Here is a 20239-nt window from a genome sequence, read left to right as displayed (position 1 = left end):
CATGAAAATATCGCTGTTCTACGAATTCGCCCTGCCGCGGCCGTGGGCGCCGGACGACGAGCGGGTCTTGTTGCAGGACTGCCTCGATGAGGTCGAGGCCGCGGACAAGGCCGGCTTCTCCACCGTCTGGCTCACCGAGCATCACTTCCTCGAGGAGTACTGCCATTCCACCGCGCCGGAGATCTTCCTGGCCGCGGCCAGCCAGCGGACCAAGAACATCCGGCTGGGGTTCGGCATCATGCACCTGTTGCCCGCGGTCAATCACCCCGCCCGGGTGGCCGAACGCATCGCCACCATCGACCTGCTGTCCAACGGGCGGGTCGAGTTCGGCACCGGCGAAGGTTCCTCCGTCGGTGAACTCGGCGGATTCGACGTCGATCCCGCCGACAAGCGCGCGCAGTGGGAGGAGGCCCTCGAGGTGGCGATCCGCTGCATGATCGAGGAGCCGTTCACGGGATTCAAGGGCGAGCAGATCCAGATGCCGCCCCGCAACGTCATCCCCAAGCCGATGCAAAAGCCGCATCCCCCCGTCTGGGTGGCCTGCACGCGGCCGGCCAGCGTCCAGATGGCCGCCCAGAAGTGCATCGGGGCATTGAGTTTCGCCTACACCGGTCCCGGGCCGCTGACCGACCGGGTCAACGGCTACTACAAGGAGTTCGAGGAGAACGGCGTGCCGATCACCCCGCAGATCAATCCCAACATCCTGGCCATCGGTGGTGACCTGTCGATGATGGTCGCCAAGACCGAAGAGGAGGCCCTGCAACGCCTGGGCCAGGGCGGTGGATTCTTCTCGTTCGGGATCATGCACTACTACCTGACCGGGATGCACACGCCGGGCCGCACCGGGGTGTGGAAGCGCTACCTCGAGGAGGTCGAGAAGGACCCCACGCTGGCCTACGGCCCCGGGCGCGGCGCGATCGGATCCCCGGCCACCGTCCGCGAGTTCCTGCGCGGCTACGAGGACAGCGGCGTCGACGAGATCATCCTGCTGCTCAACCCGCGCAGCCACGAGGGCACGATGGAATCCATCGAGCTGATGGGCAAGGAGGTGCTGCCCGAGTTCATCGAACGCGACGCGAAGGCCGTGGCCGCCAAGGCCAAGCGGCTCGCACCGGTCATCGAGAAGGTCGAGGCGCGCCGACCGGCCTCGGCCGCACCGCTGTTCGATGAAACCTACGCGTTCGGCGGGCTGCCCACCGGCCGCGACAAGTTCACCGCCAGCGAGATCCCCGAAGCCATGGCGGAAATCAACGAGGGCCGCGTCCAGGCGGCGCAGCGCCTGAAGGAGCAGCAGCGCGCCAAGGAGCAGTAGGACGCGCGCGATACCGGAAGCGGTTTGAGCCTTGGGACGAATCGAGGAGCTGTGGCGCTACGACGGCCGCCGTGCGGTGGTGACCGGATGCGCATCGGGCATCGGAGAGCACGTGGTGCGGCAGCTCACCGAAGCCGGGGCGGACGTCGTCGGGCTGGATAAGCGCCGCCCCTCGTTGGAGCTCAGCGGTTTTCACGAGGTCGATCTCGCCGACCCGGATTCGATCGATCGCGCGGTGGCGTCCATCGACGGGCCGGTCGACGCGCTGTTCAACGTGGCGGGCGTCTCGTCCGGGATCGGCGACCCGCCGCTGGTGGTCACCATCAACTTCCTGGGGCTGCGGCAGGTCACCGAGGCGCTGATCGGCAAGATGCCCGCGGGGTCGTCGATCGTCAGCGTCTCCTCGCTCGCGGCGGCGGGCTACCGCGACCATCTGCGGGCGGTGGCGCCGCTGCTCAAGACCGCGACGATGCGGGATGGCGTCGACTGGTGTCATGCCCACCCCGACGCGGTGGGCACCGGCTACCAATTGTCCAAAGAGGCGATCATCCTGTACACCATGCAAAACGCCGCGCCCCTCGGCGCGCGGAGCATCCGGATCAACTGCACCGGCCCGGGCGTCACCGAAACCCCGATCCTCGATCAGCTGCGGACCGCGTACGGGCAGGGCTTCCTCGACGACATCCCCAAGCCGCTGGGACGCGTGTCCGGGCCGGCCGAACAGGCCTCGGTTCTGCTGTTTCTCAACAGCGATGCGGCCAGCTACATTACCGGCCAGGTGTTGTGGGTCGACGGCGGAAACGTGGGCGCCGCGATCGCCCGGGAACTCGAGGAAGGACGCGCTCCGTGGCCGGCTTGACGGACTTTCGGAAGGTCGCTCGCGACGTGTCCAACTGGGGGCGGTGGGGAGACGACGACGAGCTGGGCACGCTGAACTTCATCACCGCGGACAAGGTCGCCCAGGCCGCGGGCCTGGTGCGGCACGGCAAGGTGTTTCCGCTCGGCGTGGACTTCGGTGCGTCGGGGCCGCAGGGCGCCTTCGAGTTTCGGCACAACCCGGTGCACGTCATGACGGTGGACGGCGGCGACGTGCACACGCTGGCCAAGTACGGAGCAGAGTGGGCGCGGAATCCGTTGGCGAAACAGCTGAGTGGATACATGACCGCCGACAACCCCTTCCGCTTCAACGACGACATGATCATCATGCCGTTGCAGGCGGCCAGCCAGTGGGACGCGCTGTCACACGTCTACTACGACGACCAGCTCTACAACGGCTTCCCGGCGGATTCGGTGACCAGCATGGGTGCCTACCACTGCGGCATCGACAAGGTCGACGTCAAGGGCATCACGTCGCGCGGCGTGCTGCTCGATCTGGTTCGGCATCGTGGCGCCGAGGTCTTCCTCGAAGCCGGCAACCCGATCACCCCGGAGGAACTGGACGACGTGGTGCGCGCCCAGGGGGTGACCGTCGGGCGCGGCGACATCGTGTTGATCCGCACCGGTTGGTGGACAAGGTTTCTCATGACCGGCAACAAGTCGGAGGGCTACTCCGGGCTGGACTGGCGCTGCGCGCCGTGGCTGCACGATCACGAGGTCGCGGCGGTCGCGGCCGACAACCTCCAGGTGGAGGACCTGGTATCCGGCGTCGACGGGATCACCTTCCCCCTGCACCTGCTTTGCCTGCGCGATATGGGGTTGATCTTCGGCGAGTACTGGGACCTCAAAGCGCTGGCGGACGACTGCGCGGCCGACGGCGTCTACGAGTTCCAGCTCATCGCGCCGCCGCTGAGAGTCGTTGGCGCCGTGGGCTCCCCGGTGAATCCGATCGCGATCAAGTGATGGACGTCCAACGCAGGACGATGCTGGTCGACGGGCTGGTCACCAGCTACCTCGAGGCGGGCGAAGGCGACCCGGTGGTCCTGCTGCACGGCGGGGAGTTCGGCGGCAGCGCCGAACTCGGGTGGGAGCGCAACATCGCCGCCCTCGCCACGCGGCACCGTGTGGTGGCGCCCGACCAGCTGGGCTTCGGACAATCGGCCAAGGTCATCGATTTCGTCGATGGTCGCGGCATGCGGATTCGGCACGTGGCGCGGTTCTGTGAGCTGCTCGGCATCGACTCGGCGCACTTCGTCGGCAACTCGATGGGCGCCATCAACCTGCTCACCGACGCCACGGCGGACGAGCCGAGGCTGCCGATCCGCAGCCTGGTCGCGATCTGCGGGGGCGGGGAGATCCAGCAGAACCGGCACTTCGACGCGCTGCAGCAGTACGACGCGACCCTGCCGGCGATGCGGCGCATCGTCGAGGCGCTGTTCCACGACCCCGGCTACCCGGCCGACGAGGACTACGTGCGACGCCGGTACGAATCGAGCACCGCGCCCGGGGCATGGGAAGCCGTGGCGGCGGCCCGATTCCGCCGCCCCGGTGCAACACCGTCGTCGACCCCGTCGAGCGCGCGGGCCTACGAGCGCATCAACGTGCCAGCGCTTGTCGTCGAGGGGGGAGACGACAAGCTCCTGCCGTCCGGGTGGGGCGAGCAGATCGCCAAACAGATCGCGGGCGGCCGCTCGGAGGTGATTGCCCGCGCCGGTCACTGCCCGCAGATCGAGCGGCCGTCGGCGGTCAACGGGTTGCTGTTGGACTTTTTCGCGGCGGCGGGGCGTCAGAAGGCGTAGTCCAGCCGGGTCTGCATGCCCGCCTCCTGGTGGTAGGTGTTGTGGCAGTGCAACTGCCACAACCCCGGATTGTCGGCGACCAGCACGGCGAGCACCTTCTGCTTGGGCAGCACGATCACGGTGTCCTTGCGGGCGCCCGGGCTACCGTCGGCGTTGACCAGCTGAAAAGTGTGTCCGTGCAGGTGAATCGGGTGATACATCATCGTCGGGTTGTCGAACGTGATGGTGGGCCGTTCGCCCAGTCGAACGTGCAGCGGATCCGTGTCGCTGTAGGGCCGCCCGTTGATCATCCAGTTGTATTGCATCATGTTGCCGCCCAGCATGACCGGGAGGTTGAGATCGGGCTGGGGCGGGCCCAGATTGACGGGTGTTGTGGCCGTGAACATTTCGATGGTGCCCACCCGCTTGCCCAGTTCGGCCGGTTGAAATCCCGCGTCGGGCGGGCTGCCCGTTCCGGTGGACAGCAGCGCGCGCGCCAAATCGTTCTTCCCTTCGGCGAGCGCGACCAACGGGAAGACGCCGTCGGCCGCGGTGACGATCACGTCGTAGCGTTCCGCCATCCCGATCAGAAGTGCGTCGACCTCGGTCGGCACCACGGGGTAACCATCGGTATGGGTGACCGTCATCGAATGGCCGGCCAGCGCGACGCGAAAGGCGGTGTCGGAGCCGGTGTTGATGAAGCGGATCCTGATGCGCTGGCCCGGCTTGGCATTGAAAGTCGTGGGCGCCGCGGGGATGCGGCCGTTGATCAGGTAGTAGGGGTAGTCGATGTCTCCGGCGTCGCCGCCGAGCAGATCGCTCGTCCCGCCGCCGTTGTCCGGCATCCCGGGCATAGCTGATGTCGGCGTCGTCGAGGTCGCGGAGCCGGCGGCCGACCTGGGGGTTGTCGCGGTGGTCGGTCTCGTCGACGACGTCGTCGGCATGCTCGACCGGCTCGGCTTGTTCGGGCTGGTGAGCTCGCTGTAGAGCTGCTGCGGGCTCTTCCCGATGCCGTCCGTCCAATCGTCAAGGACGACAACCCATTCGGCGTCGTAGTCGCCCTCACTCGGGTCGTCGACGATGACCGGCAGATAGAGGCCCATGTCGGCGTCCAGGCCGGTGTGCGGATGGCCCCAGTAGGTGCCCGAATCCGGCACGGAGAACCGGTAAGTGAAGTCCCGGCCGGCCGGGATGTTCGGGGTGGCCGGCGCGGCGCCGTCCATGTCGTTGCGCAACGCGATGCCGTGCCAATGCACCGACGTCGGATGATCGAGCCGGTTCGAGACGGTGACGACCAGCTCGTCACCGACCCTGGCCCGGATCAGCGGTCCCGGGATGGCGTTGCCGTAGGCCAACGTACGGGCGATGGGCCCACCGAGATCGACCTGGGCCGGCTGGGGGGTCAGGCTGGCGGTCACGGTGCGCCCGCTGTGCGGCCGCGCCTTCTCGGCGGCGGCGATGGCGGCGGCCATCTTCGCGGCGGCGCCGGATGCCTGGGTGTCGGATTGGCTGCAGCCCGCCAGCGCCAGGCCGCCGGCGATGCCGGCGGCCATGAAGCCGCGCCTGGTCAACTGAGCCCCGTCGAAGGGGACGCCCCTTATGGGCAGCACGGGCATTGAGCGCTCCTCGTCTGGCGTCGAACCGCCCCGGCGCCTTATACCGTGCTCGGCCGCCGGCTGGAACGCAAGTGCTGAATCGTCGGGTTACCGGGCGTACTGGTAGATCTGGTCCGCCGGTACCGGCGCCACGCCGGGTTCGGCGGCGACCTCGTCGACCCCGGTGATGATCGCAACCCGCGGCATCGCTACACCCCCCGGTCAGTCCCGCGGCGCCTAATGCGCACCGCTGGTCGCCCGGGTGGCCGTCCAATCGCTGAAGCGGGTCGGGTAGATCGTCGCGTCCTCGCTGTCGAGGGGAACGATGGTGTGCTCATCGAGCCGGGTGCCGAAATATTGCGCCTCGGGGTCGCCCACCACATGGCGGGGATCGTCGGCTGCGGCAAGCGCGGTCCGGATGAACTCGTCCATGCCGCGCTTTTCGGGCCCGGCGATGTTGGTCCTGCCGTTGGTCGGGTCGCTGATCGTCGCCCCGGTGACGGCGGTGGCGACGTCCTTGGCCGCGATCGGCTGGAATGCGCCGACCGGCAGGCGGACGGTGTCGCCGTCGGTCGCGGAATCCGCGATGGCGCCGACGAATTCGAAGAACTGGGTCGCCCGCACGATCGAATACGGGGCCCCCGATTCCTCGATCAGCTTCTCCTGGGCGACCTTGGCCCGCATGTAGCCACTGTCCGGGGCGCGGTCGGCGCCGACGATCGAGAGCGCGACGTGGTGCCGCACACCCGCCGCGCGCTCGGCGGCGAGCAGGTTTCGGGTCGACGTGGTGAAGAAGTGCATGACGGGGTCGTCATCGAACGAGGGCGAGTTGGACACGTCCACGACGGTGTGCATCCCCGCCACCGCCTCCGCGAGGCCCTCGCCGGTGACGGAGTCGACGCCCGAACGCGGTGAGGCCGAGATCGCCTCGTGTCCCAGCGCGGTCAGATTGGCGATGACCTGCGAGCCGATGAGTCCGGTGCCGCCGATAACCAAGATCTTCATGATCAAGCCCTCCCAAAGTAGCCGATTAAGCGGTGCACTCAGCCTTCCACTTCCGAAAGTGGATTGATATGCCTCCAGGTGCCGGGCGAGGGCTTAAATCAACTGCTTGACTTAACCCCACCGTCGCCGATTAACTCGTCGTGTGGTCAACGAACTCGCCGGCAAGGTAGCAATCGTCACCGGCGGCGCATCGGGCATCGGTCGCGGCATCGTGGAGAAGTTTGTGGCCGAGGGCGCGCGGGTCGTCGTCGCCGATGTCGAAACGGATAGGGGCGAGGCGCTCGCGACAGGGTTGGGACAAGACACCGTCTTCCGGTGGACGGACGTCTCGGATCCCGAGCAGGTCGGGACCCTGGTGGCCGCGGCCGTCGAGAAATTCGGCGGTCTGCATGTGATGGTCAACAACGCCGGCGTCTCGAGCAAGATGCATCGCCGATTCTTCGACGACGATCTGGCCGATTTTCACCGGGTCATGGCCGTCAACGTCCTGGGCGTGATGGCGGGAACCCGAGATGCCGCTCGGCACATGGCCGCTCACGGCGGGGGATCGATTATCAATATCAGCTCGATCGGGGGGATCCAGGCCGGCGGGGGCGTGATGAGCTACCGCGCGTCCAAAGCGGCCGTCAACCAATTCACCAAGTGCGCGGCAATTGAGTTGGCGTACTTCGAGGTTCGCGTCAACGCCATCGCGCCGGGCAGCATCCCGACGCCGCTGGTGGCGAAGTCGGCGGCGGACGTGGACCCGCAGGAGCTCGAGCGGTTCGAGGCCGCGATCCGCCAGACGATGCGGGACGACCGGCCGCTGAAGCGCGAGGGAACGGCCGAGGACGTCGCCGAGGCGGCGCTGTACTTCGCCACCGATCGGTCGCGGTACGTGACGGGCACCGTGCTGCCGGTGGACGGGGGCACGTCCGCGGGCAAGCCGATCCGCTCCAAGAAGCGCGAGGGCTGATGATGCGACGTCCGCCGTCAAACGTTTAAATCAAGCGCTTGACTTAAAGCGCGGGGCGGGGTTGACTGGCGGAATGACGACCGCGGGCCGCACCGTTCGCACCGAGCGGGCCAGCTCCACCCAGGAGGCGATCCTGGCGGCGGCCGAGCGGTTGTATGCCGAGCACGGCATGTTCGCGGTGTCCAACCGGCAGGTCAGTGAGGCCGCCGGGCAGGGGAACAACGCCGCGGTTGGCTACCACTTCGGCACCAAGGCCGACCTGGTGCGCGCCATCGAGCAGAAACACCGCGGTCCCGTCGAGCGGCTGCGCGAAGACATGGTGGCCGACCTGCTGGAGTCGGGCGGCTCGGCCGACATGCGGGGCTGGGTGGCCTGCCTGGTGCGCCCGCTGACCGACCATCTCGAGGAGCTCGGAAATCCCACCTGGTACGCGCGCTTCGCCGCGCAGGCGATGACCGATCCGGCCTACTACAACATCATCGTCAAGGGTGCGCTCAGCTCTCGGTCGCTGGTTGAGGTCGTCGACGGGATCAACGCCTGCCTGCCCGACCTGCCGGCCGAGGTGCGATTCGAACGCAACATCATGGCTCGCAACCTGTTGATGCACACCTGCGCCGACCGCGAGCGGGCGCTCGCGACGGGTTCGTCGATGCACCAGTCGTCTTGGCGCGCGGCCGCGTCCGGGCTCATCGACGCGATCGTCGGCCTGTGGCTGGCGCCCGTGACGGCGGACGAGTAGGGGGACCGCGATGAAAGTGACCGTGGACCAAGGTATCTGCGCATCGTCGGGTAACTGCGTGATGAACGCGCCCGAGGTGTTCGACCAGCGCGACGACGACGGCGTGGTCGTTTTGCTCAATTCCCATCCAACACCCGAGCAGGCCGAGGGCGCTCGCCGCGCCGCCGCGGCCTGCCCCGCGCTGGCCATTCACATCGAGGAATGAAATGTCGGACACGTTGACGAGCACGAGAACCGAAGCGGATCGCCAGATTCCGGACTATCCGATGGCGCGGGACGCGGGCTGCCCGTTCGCCCCGCCTCCGGACGTCATGGCGCTCGCCGGAGCGAAGCCGCTGTCCAGGGTCCGAATCTGGGACGGCAGCACCCCCTGGCTCATCACCGGCTATGACCAAGTGCGGGAACTGTTCTCCGATTCACGGGTCAGCGTCGACGACCGCACGCCCGGGTTTCCGCACTGGAACGCGGGCATGTTGTCCACCGTGCACAAGCGCCCGCGATCGGTTTTCACATCCGACGGCGAGGAACACACGCGATTCAGGCGGATGTTGTCCAAGCCGTTCACCTTCAAGCGAGTCGAGGGACTGCGCCCGAGCATCCAGCAGATCACCGACGACCACATCGACGCGATGCTCGCCGGGCCGCAGCCGGCCGACCTCGTCACCGCGCTGGCCCTGCCGGTCCCGTCGCTGGTGATCAGCCAGCTGCTCGGCGTGCCTTACGAAGACGCCGACATGTTCCAGCACCACGCCAACGTCGGGCTCGCGCGCTACGCGACGGGGGAGGACACCGTCAAGGGCGCGATGAGCCTCAACAAGTACCTGGCCCGGCTGGTCGAGGCGAAGATGGAAAACCCGGCCGAAGATGCTGTCTCCGACCTGGCCGAGCGGGTCAAGGCCGGCGAGCTCAGCGTCAATGAGGCCGCGCAGTTGGGCACCGGGCTGCTGATCGCGGGCCACGAGACGACGTCGAACATGATCGGGCTGGGTGTGCTTGCGCTGCTGCAGAATCCGGACCAGCTGGCCGTGATCCGCGACGCCGAGGAGCCCAAGATCGTCGCCAACGCCGTCGAGGAACTGTTGCGCTACCTCAGCATCATCCAGAACGGTCAGCGCCGCGTGGCCCTCGAAGACATCACCATCGCCGGCGAGGTCATCCGCGCCGGCGAGGGCATCATCATCGACCTGGCCCCGGCGAACTGGGATGCGCGCGTCTTCACCGAGCCCGATCGGCTCTACCTGCACAGGTCGGGGGCGGATCGCAACGTCGCGTTCGGATACGGCAGGCACCAGTGCGTCGGTCAGCAACTCGCCCGCGCGGAGTTGCAGATCGTCTACCGCACGCTGTTCCGCCGAATCCCGACGCTGGCGTTGGGCATCCCGTTCGAGGAGGTGCCGTTCAAGCATGACCGGCTCGCCTACGGCGTCTACGAATTGCCGGTGACCTGGTAACCGCGCCGATTTCAATTCCGAATGGAAGGGTCAATGATGACGACTCAAACAAGCACCGTTTCGCTTTACCCGCCCGGAGGCTTTGGCGCACCGAAGGATCGCCGCGGGCACGCCAGCGGCAGCAACGTGGGGCTGCCGGAAGGGACGGTGGTTTTTTCCGCCGACAACCACGTGTCGCTGGCCGCCGACATCTTCTACGAGCGCTTCCCGGAGGAGCTGAAGGACAAGGCGCCACGAATCTGGTATGAGGACGGCGCCTATCAGGTCGGGCGCAAGGGGCAGTCGTTCCTGCCGGGTGACTTCAGTGCGGTGCTGATGCAATACGACGACCTGCCCGGCGCCGCCAGCACCAACATCGAGGCCCGCATCCAGGAGCTGCACGACGACGGAGTCGACAAGGAACTGGCGTTCCCCAACGCGGTGCTCGCGCTCTTCCACTACCCGGACAAGAAGCTTCGCGAGCTCGCATTTCGCATCTACAACGAGTACATCGCGGAGCTGCAGGAGCGCTCCGACGGGCACTTCTACGGCGCCGGGTTGATCAACTGGTGGGATCCGCAGGGCGCGCGCCGGACGCTGGACGAGCTGAAGTCGTTGGGCCTCAAGACGTTCCTGATGCCGCTGAACCCGGGCAAGGACGACGACGGCAACCCGATCGACTACTCGAGCACGTCGATGGACTCCGTCTGGGACGAGATCGAAGCCTCCGGCCTGCCGATCACTCACCACATCGGGGAGACGCCGCCGAAGAGCCCGACCGAGTTCAACAGCGTCGTCGTGGGGATGATGATCAACATCGACGGATTCCGGGAGACGTTCGCCAAGTACATCTTCGGCGGCATTCTGGACCGGCACCCCTCGCTGCGCCTCGGCTGGTTCGAGGGCGGAATCGCCTGGGTGCCCTGGGCGCTGCAGGATGCCGAGCATCTGGTGGCCTCCTATCAACACATGTTCAATCGGCCTTTGGAGCACGACGTGCGCTACTACTGGGACAACCACATGAGCGCATCGTTCATGGTCGACCCACTGGGGTTGCAGCTGATCGACAAGATCGGTGTGGACAAGGTGATGTGGTCCAGCGACTACCCGCACAACGAAAGCACCTACGGTTATTCGGAAAAGTCGCTCGCCGCGGTCGTCGAGGCGGTCGGGCCGGAGAACGCGGCGCGCATCGTCAGCGGCAACGTCACGAAGTTCCTGGGGTTGTAGTGACGGCCTTCGCGCAAGCGGGCGGGCTGGCGATCCCCGAGGCGCCCGACCTGACGCGCATGCGCCGCGAGACGGGAACTCGGCTGCGGGCGGCGATGGCCGAGCGCGGTGTGGACGCGCTGATCCTGCTGGGCAACAGCGCGGTGGTCTACGCCACCGGGACGAGCTGGCCGCTGGGCGATGCCGGGCTTTCCTACGTCGAGCGGCCCGTGGCCGTGGTGGTCGCCGGTGATGAGTGGCCGCACCTGTTCCTGCCGTTCCGCGAGGGCGCGGCCCACGAGTCGGAGCTGCCGCCCGACCACCTGCATGGGCCTGTCTATCTCGAATTCGAAGAAGGGGTAAGCGATTTCGCCCGCAAGCTGGCCGATCTCATTCCGGCAGGGGCGGTGGTCGCGGTCGACGAGTGCACCGGTGCCATGTCGCGCGCGACGAAGTCGTTGTTCCCCAACGGCGGTCCCGCCGACGCGTCGGCCATCGTCAGTGCCGCCAAGGTCATCAAGACCCCGGACGAACTGGCCTGCATCCGCACCGCCGTTCGCATCACCGACGAGGCGATGGTCGATGTGCACAAGGCCCTGGCGCCCGGCGTCCGGCAGATCGACCTGTCCGCCGGCTTTCTGCGGCGAGCCTTCGAACTGGGCGCCATGGCCAGCATGCTGGAACCGATCTGGCAGGTGATGCCGCCCAGCAAGGCGGAAGGGGTGTGGACGACGCACGGCGATCTGGCGTTGCCGCTGCTGAGCACCGAGCGCGAACTGGTCGAAGGCGACGTGCTGTGGACCGACGTCAGCATCACCTACCACGGCTATTGCTCGGACTTCGGGCGCACCTGGCTGGTGGGCCGCGACCCGTCGCCGCGTCAGCAGGCCCAGTTCGACAAGTGGCAGGAGATCATGACCGCCGTCGAGAGCGTGGCGCGCGCCGGGGCAACCGCCGGTGACCTCGGCCGAGCGGCCATCGCGGCCAACGGCGGCAGCCGGCCCTGGCTGCCGCACTTCTACCTCGGCCACGGCATCGGCGTCAACGCGGCCGAGATGCCGATGATCGGAACCGATCTCGGGCAGGAGTTCGACGACAACTTCGTCCTGCAGCAGGGCATGGTGTTGGTGCTCGAGCCGGTGGTCTGGGAAGACGGCACCGGCGGCTACCGCAGCGAAGAGGTCGTGGTGATCACGGAGGAAGGCTCGACTCGATTGACCGACTATCCCTATGCCCCCTATGGCCCCCATGTCAGTTGAAGTTCGCCCTGACGATCGGACGCTGCGCCTGGGCCGCCGCGAGCGGGTGCTCGAGCAGATGGCGGCCCACGACCTCGACGTCCTGGTCCTCGGGCGCCAGGCCAACATCCGCTACGTCACCGGCGCCCCGCAGCTCTGGGTCGCCGGCACCCGGCCCTTCGGCCCGTCCTGCGTGCTGGTGCGCGAAACCGGCGCCATCCACCTGCTCAGCACCTGGGACGAAGGCGTTCCCGACGACATCCCGCACGAGAATCTCTATGGCATCTCGTGGAACCCGGGGAACACCATATCCGCGCTGCAGCGTATCGACGGTGCGGCCGCCGCGCACCGCGTCGGAACCGACGCCATCTCACCGGCTTTCGCGCAGCTGCTGCCGACCGCGTTCCCCAATGCCGAGCTGGTCGACGGGGAACCAGCCATGCGCGCCGCCCGGCGCATCAAGACGGCCGAGGAGGTGGCGGCACTGCGGGCGGCGATAACGATCGCCGAATCCGGCCTGGCCGCCGCGGTGGCCGAGCTGCATCCGGGCGTGCGCGAACAAACGCTTGCCGGCGTCATGCTTGAGGCCATGGCGGCCGGCGGCGTGAGTACGCCGTCCAATCAGGAATTCGCCTGGATCACTTCGCCGGAGAGCTCGTGGCGGCGGGTCAACGGTGACGGCCGCGTGAAAGGCGGTGATCTGGTGGCGTTCTCGGCGGGTGTGCTTGCCGGGGGCTACATGGGCGAGGTCGGCCGGACGTGGCCGGCGGACGGCGCCGGCGGCGCGGCGCTCTATCGGCGCTGGGATGGCCTGTGGGCCAGGCTGTTAGGGGCATGCCGGCCCGGCGCCGCGGCCAACGAACTGCTGGCCGCCTACGACGCCGCGGGTGAGCCCGAGCCCCCGATGCCGGTGGCCCGGGGCCTGGGCATGGGCTTCGACCCGCCGGTGGTGTCCAAGCACCTGCCACGCACCGCGGCCGGCGAGCGACTGGAGCCGGGCATGGTGCTCGCCGTGACGGGCTACGTCTGGGAGCGGGGCGTCGGGGCGGTGTTCGGGCGCGAGGCGGTGCTGATCACCGCCGACGGCCCCGAAGTGCTGACCACCAGCCCGCATCGGCAGGGATGATGTCGCGACACATAAACCGTTGCGACGACCCGCCGATGACCTTCGCAACCACTTATGTCTCGCGGCCCTGACGCGCCATCCGAACCGGATGACCAGGTGGACAAGGTCATCCGGTATGAGAAGGACGCCAAGACGCGCATCGCGACGATCACCTTCGACCGGCCGAGCCACCTCAACGCGCCCACGATCGCCGCGCGGCTGCGCTATGCCGACCTGCTGCACCGCGCCGGCATCGACGACGACGTCAAGGTCCTGGTGATCCGTGGCGAGGGTGACGACCTCGGGTCGGGCGCCGACCTGACCGAGGAAATGCGGGTACGGGATTCCGACGACCAGGGCCCGCGGCTCGCCGAATACCGCGTAGGCGGCGACGAAGTGACTTTCCCCCCACCCGGTTCGTTTCGCAACGGCGGCACCCTCGGCCAGTGGTATGCCAACCCGAACTCCGGCATCCGCGGCCTGCAGGACTTCAAGAAGATCAGCATCCTCGAGGCCAAGGGCTACTGCTACGGCTGGCACTTCTACCAGGCGGCCGACGCCGATCTGGTGATCGCCAGCGACGATGCCCTGTTCGGGCATCCCTCCTTCCGATACTTCGGCTGGGGCCCCCGCATGTGGTGGTGGGCGCAGACCATGGGCATTCGCAAGTTTCAGGAAATGGTCTTCACCGGAAGGGCTTTCACCGCCGCCGAGATGTACGACTGCAACTTTCTCAACAGGGTTGTGCCGCGAGATCAGCTCGAGGCGGAGGTGCACAAGTACGCCCTGGCGTGCGCGCGCAACAGGCCCACCGACACGGTCTTCATGCAGAAGGTGTTCTTCGAAATCATGAAGCAGTTCCAGGGTGAATATCTGGGCAGCATGCTCGGCGGCTTCTTCGAGTCGGTGGGCGGGAAGGTCCGGCCGGATTCCGACGGCGACTTCATGCTCGATGACGCGATCCGGCGGGGCCTGAGCGACGCGGTCAAGGACAACGACGGCAAGTTCCCGGCGGACTGGCGCCTCAGCAAGAAGGGGCGCAGCAAGAAGGACGTCAAGCGGAAGAGAAAGCGCTAGTGCCGCAGCCCCCGCCCGGATTCCCGCTGGCCGGCTACACGGTGGTCGACCTGTCCACCGGGATAGCGGGCGCCTACTGTACGAAGCTGCTGGCCGACGGCGGCGCCGACATCGTGAAAGTCGAACCGCCGGAAGGTGATCCGCTGCGCTCGTGGTCGGCCTCCGGCGCCGCCATCCCGCCCGGCGCGGATGGTGCGCTGTTCAGCTTCCTCGCCGGCGCCAAGCACAGCGTCGTCGCCGATCCCGGCGTCGACGACGACGTCGATCTGGTCGACGGCCTGCTTGCCACCGCGGACGCGGTGGTGTGGTCCGGCGGTTCGAAAGTGGTTGAAATTCCACACTTTACGCCCGTAGCCATCCGCGGCCGCCACCCGCACCTCGACATCATGTCGATCACCCCCTTCGGCCTCGAGGGACCCTGGCGGGACCGGGCGGCCACCGAGTTCACCCTGCAGGCCTGGTCCGGGGGGATCATCGGACTCGGACGCGGCGAGCCGGACCGCGCACCGGTCTTCGTCGGCGGACAGGTCGGCGAATACCTGGCCGGGGTCTACGCCAGCGTCGCCCTGCTGGCGTCGCGGCACGGCCGAAACGGCGGCGGTCCGGGCCGGCTGCTGGACCTGTCGATGCTGGAAACGCAGATCCTCAGCCTGACCTACTATCCGGTCACCTACTTCGAAATGCTCGGGCGGCCATGGCGAGACCAGCGGCGACTGACCGTGCCGGGCGTGGCCCGCGCCAAAGACGGGCTGGTGGACCTCGGGTGCGGCACCGCGCAGCAGTGGTTCGACCTGTGCGCGATGGTGGGTCACCCCGAATGGATCGACGAGGAATCCCCGCTGACGATCACCGAGCAGGCCAACATCCATGCCGACGAGATCTACGCGTGGGTCGAGAGCAACAGGGTTGACGACATCCGGGAATTGGCGACGGCGTTCCGAATCCCGAACGCCCCGGTTGCCAACGGCGCCAACGTCGCAACGCTGGACCACTTCCGCGAACGCGGTTCGTTCGTCCGCAACCCGCGCGACGGGTTTGCGCAGCCGGGACATCCGTACCGCATGCGGCCGGCCCGGCTTCGTCCGCCGGCCCCCGCGCCGCGGCTGGGCGAGCACACGTCGCGCTACCGGGCTGCCCGCCGCGCTCCCCGTGCCGCACCGGGAACTCCCCGACCAGTAAATCCATTGCCGCTCAGCGGGATTCGCGTGCTGGACATGACAACGTTCTGGGCGGGCCCGTGCGGCACCCACTTCCTGGCCATGCTCGGAGCCGAGGTCATCCACCTGGAATCCGCCCGCCGCCCCGACGGCACCCGGCTGATCGCCGGCCTACCGGTCACCGAAGCCCAATGGTGGGAGAAGTCACCGATATTCGCGGCGCTGAACACCAACAAGAAGGGGCTGACGCTGGACCTGCAGAGTCCGCGCGGCCGGGAGCTGTTGTGCCGGCTCATCGCCACGTGTGACGTGATCGCCGAGAACTTCACGCCCCGGGTGCTGGACCAGATCGGGCTCGATTTCGCTGCGATTCAGGCGATCAAGTCCGACGCGGTGCTGGTGCGGATGCCCGGGTTCGGCCTGGACGGCCCCTGGCGCGACAATCCGGCGTTCGCGTATGTCATCGAGGCGGCGGCCGGTGTGAGCTGGATGACCGGTTACGCCGACCGGACCCCGTACGACCCGTATTCGATCGGCGATCCCAACGCGGGCATACATGCCCTCAACGCGTTGCTGCTGGCGCTGGAGCACCGTCGCCGCACCGGTCAGGGCGCGCTGGTGGAAGCGGCCATGGTGGACGCCGCGTTGAACATCTCCGCCGAGCAGGTCATCGAGTATTCCGCGTACGGGGCGCTGCTGCAGCGCGCCGGCAACCGCGGACCGACGGCGGCGCCGCAAAACCTCTACCGCAGCGCCGATATCGACGAATTCGGCCGCCCGGACAGTTGGGTCGCCATCGCGGTCGCGACCGACGACCAGTGGGAACGGCTCGGCAAGGCGCTCGGATCGCCCTCTTGGGCAACGGATCCCGAGCTGTCGACGGCGGCCGGCCGAGCGGCGCACCACGACCTGATCGATGAACACCTGGCCGACTGGTGCGGGCCCCGCAGCCGCGACGAAATCGTCGGCACCCTGTGGGACGCCGGCGTGCCCGCGGCCAAGGTCATGCAGCCGCACCGCCAAACCGAGCTGGAGCAGCTGGCATTTCGCCACTTCTTCGAAGAGGTGGATCACCCGGTGGGCGGTCCGGCGAGGCTCAGCACCGTGCCGATGAGGTTCTCGGACGGGCCGGCCAGCTTCCACACCCGGCATGCGCCGCTGCTCGGCGAGCACAACCGCGAGTTGCTCTCGGAGCTCGGCTTGGCCGACTCGCAGATCGCGCAACTGGAAGCCGACGGCGTCATCGGCAGCGCACCCGCGATGCACGCCGTGAACCAGCCCGGCGGTTGAAAGCTCGCCGGCGCGGGCGCAATCACTGCTTCCGCAGGGTGAACTGGTTGAGGTCGGTGTAGCCCTTGCGGAAGAGATTCGCGCAGCCGGTGAGGTACTTCATGTACATCTCATAGACCTCTTCGGACTGGATCGCGATGGCCTCGGCCTTGTGTGCCTCGAGGCCCGCGGCCCATACGTCGAGGGTCTTCGCGTAGTGCCGCTGCAAAGACTGGCGACGCTTCAGCTTGAAGCCGGCCTTCGCCGAGAACTCTTTCACCATGTCGATGGTCGGCAGGTAGCCGCCGGGGAAGATCTCGGTCTTCATGAAGTCGCTGAATTCGACGATCGCCGGAGTGAGTGGCAGGCCGGACTCGATGATCTCCTTCTCCGACAGGACGGTGATCGTGTGCAACAGCATCGTGCCGCCGCTCGGCAACAGCTCGTAAGTCCTTTCGAAGAAGGCGTCGTACCGGTCGTAGCCGACGTGTTCGAACGGGCCGATCGCCACGATCCGATCCACCGGCTCGTGAAACCGCTCCCAGCCCTCGAGCAACACCCGCTTGGAGCGCGGGCTGTCCGATGCGGCGAACAGCTGCTCGACGTGCGCGACCTGGTTCTTGGACAGCGTGATGCCGACGACGTTGACGTCGTATTTCTCGATGGCTCGCATCATGGCCGCTCCCCAGCCGCAGCCAAGGTCGAGCAGCGTCATGCCCGGCTTGAGGTCCAGCTTGCTCAGCGAGAGATCGATCTTGGCGATCTGCGCCTGTTCCAGGGTCATGTCGTCGCCCCCAAGCCAGTAGGCGCACGTATACATCTGAGTGCGGTCGAGGAACAGGCGGAAGAAGTCGTCGCTCAGGTCGTAGTGCGCCTGCACGTCCTCGAAATGCGGCGTCAGCTCTTCGGCCATGTTCCCGGTGCCCTTCCTGGTCGGTCGTGGTCCACTGTAGGGCGAATCCGGCCGGCGTACGAAGGGCTCACGGCGGCCCTTGCCGGTCCCGGTCCCGGTCGGGTCGTCACATCTTTCACCGCTGCGGTGTCTGAAGGGTATGAACGCACTGTTCCATCGAATCTTGTTGGCCGTTCTTGGCGCCGGCGGCGCCGTCACGGGTGTGTGGGCCTACGTGGCGCCGCGCCACTGGTATGACGATTTCCCCGGTCTGGGCATGAGCTGGCTCCCGCAACTCGGCCCGTACAACGAGCACTTCGTCAAAGACGTCGGGGCGATGTTTCTGGCATTGGCGACGCTCACCGCCGTGACGTTCCTCTTGATCGCCAACCAAACCCTGGTCAGGGTCACCGCGCTGACGTGGCTCGTCTTCAACACACTGCACTGCATTTATCACCTGTCGATGCTGCAGATGTACAACACCCGGGATGCCACCGTGAACGGAATCCTGTTGCCGCTGGCCGTGTTGGCGGCCGCGGCACTGTTCATCCCGGTGCGCGTCTCTAGTGGGCCCAGCCCTCAGCGGCCTGCTGGTCGAACGTACGGTCAATCCGCTCGAACCGACGCTTGACCGAGGCGCGCGCCGCCTCGTGCGGCAGGATGTACAGGCGGTTGGCCAGGATCGCGTCGGCGGTCAGCCTGGCCACGTCGACCACGTTCACGCCCTCGTCCTGTGCCGGCAGCGGACCGAACGCGCCCTCGGGCGAGGACGCCAGCCCGTAATCCGCACCGCGGATTCGTTCCGAGTTCGAGACCAGCTTGGTCTCGACCACCATCGGGCACAGCACCGAAACGCCGATGCCGTTGTCCTTGACCTCACGCGCCAGCGTCTCGGCCAGGCCCACAACGCCATATTTGGCAACGCCGTACGCCCCCAGGCCCGTGTTGGGCACCAGTCCGGCGAAGGACGCGGTGAACGCGATATGGCCATCCGTGCCCTGCTCCAGCAATCTCGGCAGGAACGCCTCGACGGCATGGATCGAGCCCCACAGGTCGATGTCGATCACCCAGCGCCAGTCGTCGTGCGTCATCGCCGCGATCGGCCCCGCGACGACGATTCCGGCGTTGCTGAACAGCACGTCGACCTGGCCCAGCAGGCGAAAGGCCTCGTCGGCGAGGTGACGCATTTCGCCCAGGTGCCGGACGTCGCACATCACGCCGTGCGCGTCGTACCCCTGGGCGCCCAGGTGCGCCACGGCCTGTTCGAGCGCGGGCCGGTCGACGTCGGCGAGCACGACCCGCGCTCCGCGGCGGGCAAATTCCGTGGCGGTGGCCAGACCGATGCCACTCGCCCCGCCGGTCACGACGGCGCCGCGTCCCTCAAATCCGGCAATTCCAGTCACCGACCGGATGCTACTTAAGGCAGCTCCCCGCATCGATGGGCAGGGTCACCCCGGTGACGTAGCGGGACTCGTCGGAGGCGAAGAACAGCACCGCGTTGCTGATGTCGATCGGGTCCACCCACGGGATCGGCAGCGTGTGGAACATCTGGCAGATCGGCGCCATGTCGTCGGGGCCCGGGTTCTCGAGATCAGGCCGGAACATCCGCCACGTCCCCTCGTTCATGATCATCGCGGTGCTCACGTGGGTGGGGTGTACGGAGTTGACGCGAATCATCTTCTGCCCCAACTCAACCGCGAAGGCGCGCATCAATCCGACGACACCGTGCTTGGCGGCGACGTAGTGCCCGGTGTGCGGGTAGGCCTTGAGGCCGCCGACCGAGCTGGTGAGGATGATCGACCCGCCGCGGCCGCCGGACACGATGTGCGGGACACCGGCTTTCACGGTCTTCCACACGCCCGAGAGGTTGACGTCGATCATCTCCGTCCAGTCCTCTTCGCTGGTCTTGTCCAGCGTTTCACCGCCGTTGCCGATGCCCGCGTTGGCCACGATGATGTCGAGCCGGCCCAGCTGCTCCACGCCGCTGTCGACGGCGGCCTTCAGCGCGGCGTAGTCGCGCACGTCGACTTCGGCCGTGACGATCCGGCGGTTGTGGCCCTTGACGAGGTCGGCCGTCTCCGCCAGATCCTCGGGCGTCGACGCCGGAATCGCCGTGTCAGCGAGGCCCTCGCGGATGGGCTTGCAGATGTCCACGGCGATGATGTCGGCGCCCTCCTGCGCCAGCCGCACCGCGTGACTGCGGCCCTGACCGCGCGCCGCCCCGGTGATGAAAGCGACTTTGCCTTCGACACGTCCAGTCATTGGCTACTACCTCATTTCCTGATTCGCTCAGCCGAGAACGGCCGGCATGGTCTCCCATCCCCGCACGGTGGAAGTCGGGGACAGCTGGCGTCGGCGAGGTCGGCGCCCCACTCTTCGACGCGCTCCAAGGTCCCTTCGAGCGCGATGCCCCCGCCGGGCCGAGGCAGTATGGGTGCGGCGCGCTGAGTGTCACGGGGTCAATCGCCTCTCGCCGGAACCGCGTTCCCCCGGAAGCGCGGATCGTGCCGCCTGTGACTCTGTCATCACCCGACAGCGGGTGTCAACGACGAATCCGTTTCCGTCAATCGTCGTTCTAGATATTAGAGAATAGGATTCTCGT

At 67.3% G+C, this 20239-nt stretch carries 19 protein-coding genes; 14 read left to right on the top strand and 5 right to left on the bottom strand.

Features of this window, described 5'->3' with window-relative positions; all coding sequences use genetic code 11:
• Position 1: 1 nt before the first annotated feature.
• Genes A5696_RS06655 through A5696_RS06640 form a run of 4 tightly spaced genes read left to right on the top strand, consistent with a single transcriptional unit; the run spans position 2 to position 3987 of the window.
• Positions 2-1312 carry an LLM class flavin-dependent oxidoreductase gene (locus tag A5696_RS06655; RefSeq protein WP_067875230.1) on the top strand — a complete coding sequence of 437 codons (1311 nt, stop codon included), beginning with the start codon at positions 2-4 and terminating at the stop codon, positions 1310-1312.
• Positions 1313-1343: 31 nt separating this feature from the next.
• Positions 1344-2171, top strand: a complete 828-nt coding sequence (locus A5696_RS06650) for a coniferyl-alcohol dehydrogenase (protein WP_067875227.1) — start codon at positions 1344-1346, stop codon at positions 2169-2171.
• Complete coding sequence (locus A5696_RS06645) at positions 2159-3151, top strand: cyclase family protein (RefSeq protein WP_067875224.1); 993 nt, start codon at positions 2159-2161, stop codon at positions 3149-3151. Before A5696_RS06650 ends, A5696_RS06645 begins: the two co-directional genes overlap by 13 nt.
• Complete coding sequence (locus A5696_RS06640) at positions 3151-3987, top strand: alpha/beta fold hydrolase (RefSeq protein WP_067875220.1); 837 nt, start codon at positions 3151-3153, stop codon at positions 3985-3987. Before A5696_RS06645 ends, A5696_RS06640 begins: the two co-directional genes overlap by 1 nt.
• Here the strand turns inward: A5696_RS06640 and A5696_RS06635 are convergent.
• Positions 3975-5582: a multicopper oxidase family protein gene (locus A5696_RS06635; RefSeq protein WP_067875217.1), complete on the bottom strand. Its 1608-nt coding sequence runs from the start codon at positions 5580-5582 to the stop codon at positions 3975-3977. The genes A5696_RS06640 and A5696_RS06635 overlap by 13 nt on opposite strands.
• Before the next feature lie 216 nt (positions 5583-5798).
• Complete coding sequence (locus A5696_RS06630) at positions 5799-6566, bottom strand: SDR family oxidoreductase (protein ID WP_067875312.1); 768 nt, start codon at positions 6564-6566, stop codon at positions 5799-5801.
• A gap of 142 nt (positions 6567-6708) precedes the next feature.
• On the opposite strand from A5696_RS06630, the gene A5696_RS06625 reads away from it, so the two are divergent.
• The 9 genes from A5696_RS06625 to A5696_RS06585 all read left to right on the top strand — a co-directional run bounded on the left by A5696_RS06625 (position 6709) and on the right by A5696_RS06585 (position 16766).
• Positions 6709-7521: an SDR family NAD(P)-dependent oxidoreductase gene (locus A5696_RS06625; protein ID WP_067875214.1), complete on the top strand. Its 813-nt coding sequence runs from the start codon at positions 6709-6711 to the stop codon at positions 7519-7521.
• A 73-nt stretch (positions 7522-7594) separates the two neighbouring features.
• Positions 7595-8260: a TetR/AcrR family transcriptional regulator gene (locus tag A5696_RS06620; RefSeq protein ID WP_067875211.1), complete on the top strand. Its 666-nt coding sequence runs from the start codon at positions 7595-7597 to the stop codon at positions 8258-8260.
• A 10-nt stretch (positions 8261-8270) separates the two neighbouring features.
• A complete protein-coding gene (locus A5696_RS06615; protein ID WP_067875208.1) occupies positions 8271-8465 on the top strand; it encodes a ferredoxin in 195 nt (64 codons plus the stop codon).
• Between the two features lies 1 nt (position 8466).
• A complete protein-coding gene (locus A5696_RS06610; protein WP_067875205.1) occupies positions 8467-9711 on the top strand; it encodes a cytochrome P450 in 1245 nt (414 codons plus the stop codon).
• Positions 9712-9858: 147 nt separating this feature from the next.
• Positions 9859-10920: an amidohydrolase family protein gene (locus A5696_RS06605; protein WP_197516905.1), complete on the top strand. Its 1062-nt coding sequence runs from the start codon at positions 9859-9861 to the stop codon at positions 10918-10920.
• Between the two features lie 59 nt (positions 10921-10979).
• Positions 10980-12158 (top strand): Xaa-Pro peptidase family protein, encoded by a 1179-nt coding sequence (locus A5696_RS06600; RefSeq protein WP_197516904.1) that lies wholly within the window; start codon positions 10980-10982, stop codon positions 12156-12158.
• Entirely contained in the window at positions 12148-13263 is a 1116-nt protein-coding gene (locus A5696_RS06595; protein WP_067875309.1) for a Xaa-Pro peptidase family protein, read from the top strand. Before A5696_RS06600 ends, A5696_RS06595 begins: the two co-directional genes overlap by 11 nt.
• Positions 13264-13317: 54 nt before the next feature.
• Positions 13318-14319: an enoyl-CoA hydratase/isomerase family protein gene (locus A5696_RS06590; RefSeq protein WP_067875198.1), complete on the top strand. Its 1002-nt coding sequence runs from the start codon at positions 13318-13320 to the stop codon at positions 14317-14319.
• On the top strand, positions 14319-16766 hold the full coding sequence (locus tag A5696_RS06585) for a CoA transferase (RefSeq protein ID WP_067875194.1): 2448 nt from the start codon (positions 14319-14321) through the stop codon (positions 16764-16766). Before A5696_RS06590 ends, A5696_RS06585 begins: the two co-directional genes overlap by 1 nt.
• Before the next feature lie 22 nt (positions 16767-16788).
• Here A5696_RS06585 and A5696_RS06580 read toward each other — a convergent pair whose 3' ends face one another.
• Positions 16789-17658, bottom strand: a complete 870-nt coding sequence (locus A5696_RS06580; RefSeq protein ID WP_067875192.1) for a cyclopropane mycolic acid synthase family methyltransferase — start codon at positions 17656-17658, stop codon at positions 16789-16791.
• A gap of 139 nt (positions 17659-17797) precedes the next feature.
• Between A5696_RS06580 and A5696_RS06575 the strand changes: the two genes are divergently transcribed.
• Positions 17798-18268, top strand: coding sequence for a hypothetical protein (locus A5696_RS06575; protein WP_067875189.1), 471 nt, complete (start codon positions 17798-17800; stop codon positions 18266-18268).
• On the opposite strand, the gene A5696_RS06570 is transcribed toward A5696_RS06575, so the two are convergent.
• Together A5696_RS06570 and A5696_RS06565 are read right to left on the bottom strand one after the other, a co-directional pair.
• Positions 18201-19031, bottom strand: coding sequence for an SDR family NAD(P)-dependent oxidoreductase (locus A5696_RS06570; protein WP_156738280.1), 831 nt, complete (start codon positions 19029-19031; stop codon positions 18201-18203). The two genes, A5696_RS06575 and A5696_RS06570, sit on opposite strands and share 68 nt — an antisense overlap.
• A gap of 19 nt (positions 19032-19050) precedes the next feature.
• Positions 19051-19899: a mycofactocin-coupled SDR family oxidoreductase gene (locus A5696_RS06565; RefSeq protein WP_067875186.1), complete on the bottom strand. Its 849-nt coding sequence runs from the start codon at positions 19897-19899 to the stop codon at positions 19051-19053.
• Positions 19900-20239 lie beyond the last annotated feature (340 nt).

It is taken from the genome of Mycobacterium sp. E2699, assembly GCF_001666745.1.
GTDB lineage: Bacteria > Actinomycetota > Actinomycetes > Mycobacteriales > Mycobacteriaceae > Mycobacterium.
The sequence above is the reverse complement of the archived record's forward strand: the minus strand, read 5'-3'. Positions and strand labels throughout refer to the sequence as shown.

Coding starts and splice junctions, on each gene's coding strand:
- A5696_RS06655 (WP_067875230.1), top strand. CDS start 2: ATGAAAATATCGCTGTTCTACGAATTCGCCCTGCCGCGGCCGTGGGCG.
- A5696_RS06640 (WP_067875220.1), top strand. CDS start 3,151: ATGGACGTCCAACGCAGGACGATGCTGGTCGACGGGCTGGTCACCAGC.
- A5696_RS06635 (WP_067875217.1), bottom strand. CDS start 5,582: ATGCCCGTGCTGCCCATAAGGGGCGTCCCCTTCGACGGGGCTCAGTTG.
- A5696_RS06630 (WP_067875312.1), bottom strand. CDS start 6,566: ATGAAGATCTTGGTTATCGGCGGCACCGGACTCATCGGCTCGCAGGTC.
- A5696_RS06620 (WP_067875211.1), top strand. CDS start 7,595: ATGACGACCGCGGGCCGCACCGTTCGCACCGAGCGGGCCAGCTCCACC.
- A5696_RS06615 (WP_067875208.1), top strand. CDS start 8,271: ATGAAAGTGACCGTGGACCAAGGTATCTGCGCATCGTCGGGTAACTGC.
- A5696_RS06610 (WP_067875205.1), top strand. CDS start 8,467: ATGTCGGACACGTTGACGAGCACGAGAACCGAAGCGGATCGCCAGATT.
- A5696_RS06600 (WP_197516904.1), top strand. CDS start 10,980: ATGCGCCGCGAGACGGGAACTCGGCTGCGGGCGGCGATGGCCGAGCGC.
- A5696_RS06595 (WP_067875309.1), top strand. CDS start 12,148: ATGTCAGTTGAAGTTCGCCCTGACGATCGGACGCTGCGCCTGGGCCGC.
- A5696_RS06590 (WP_067875198.1), top strand. CDS start 13,318: ATGTCTCGCGGCCCTGACGCGCCATCCGAACCGGATGACCAGGTGGAC.
- A5696_RS06580 (WP_067875192.1), bottom strand. CDS start 17,658: ATGGCCGAAGAGCTGACGCCGCATTTCGAGGACGTGCAGGCGCACTAC.
- A5696_RS06575 (WP_067875189.1), top strand. CDS start 17,798: ATGAACGCACTGTTCCATCGAATCTTGTTGGCCGTTCTTGGCGCCGGC.
- A5696_RS06565 (WP_067875186.1), bottom strand. CDS start 19,899: ATGACTGGACGTGTCGAAGGCAAAGTCGCTTTCATCACCGGGGCGGCG.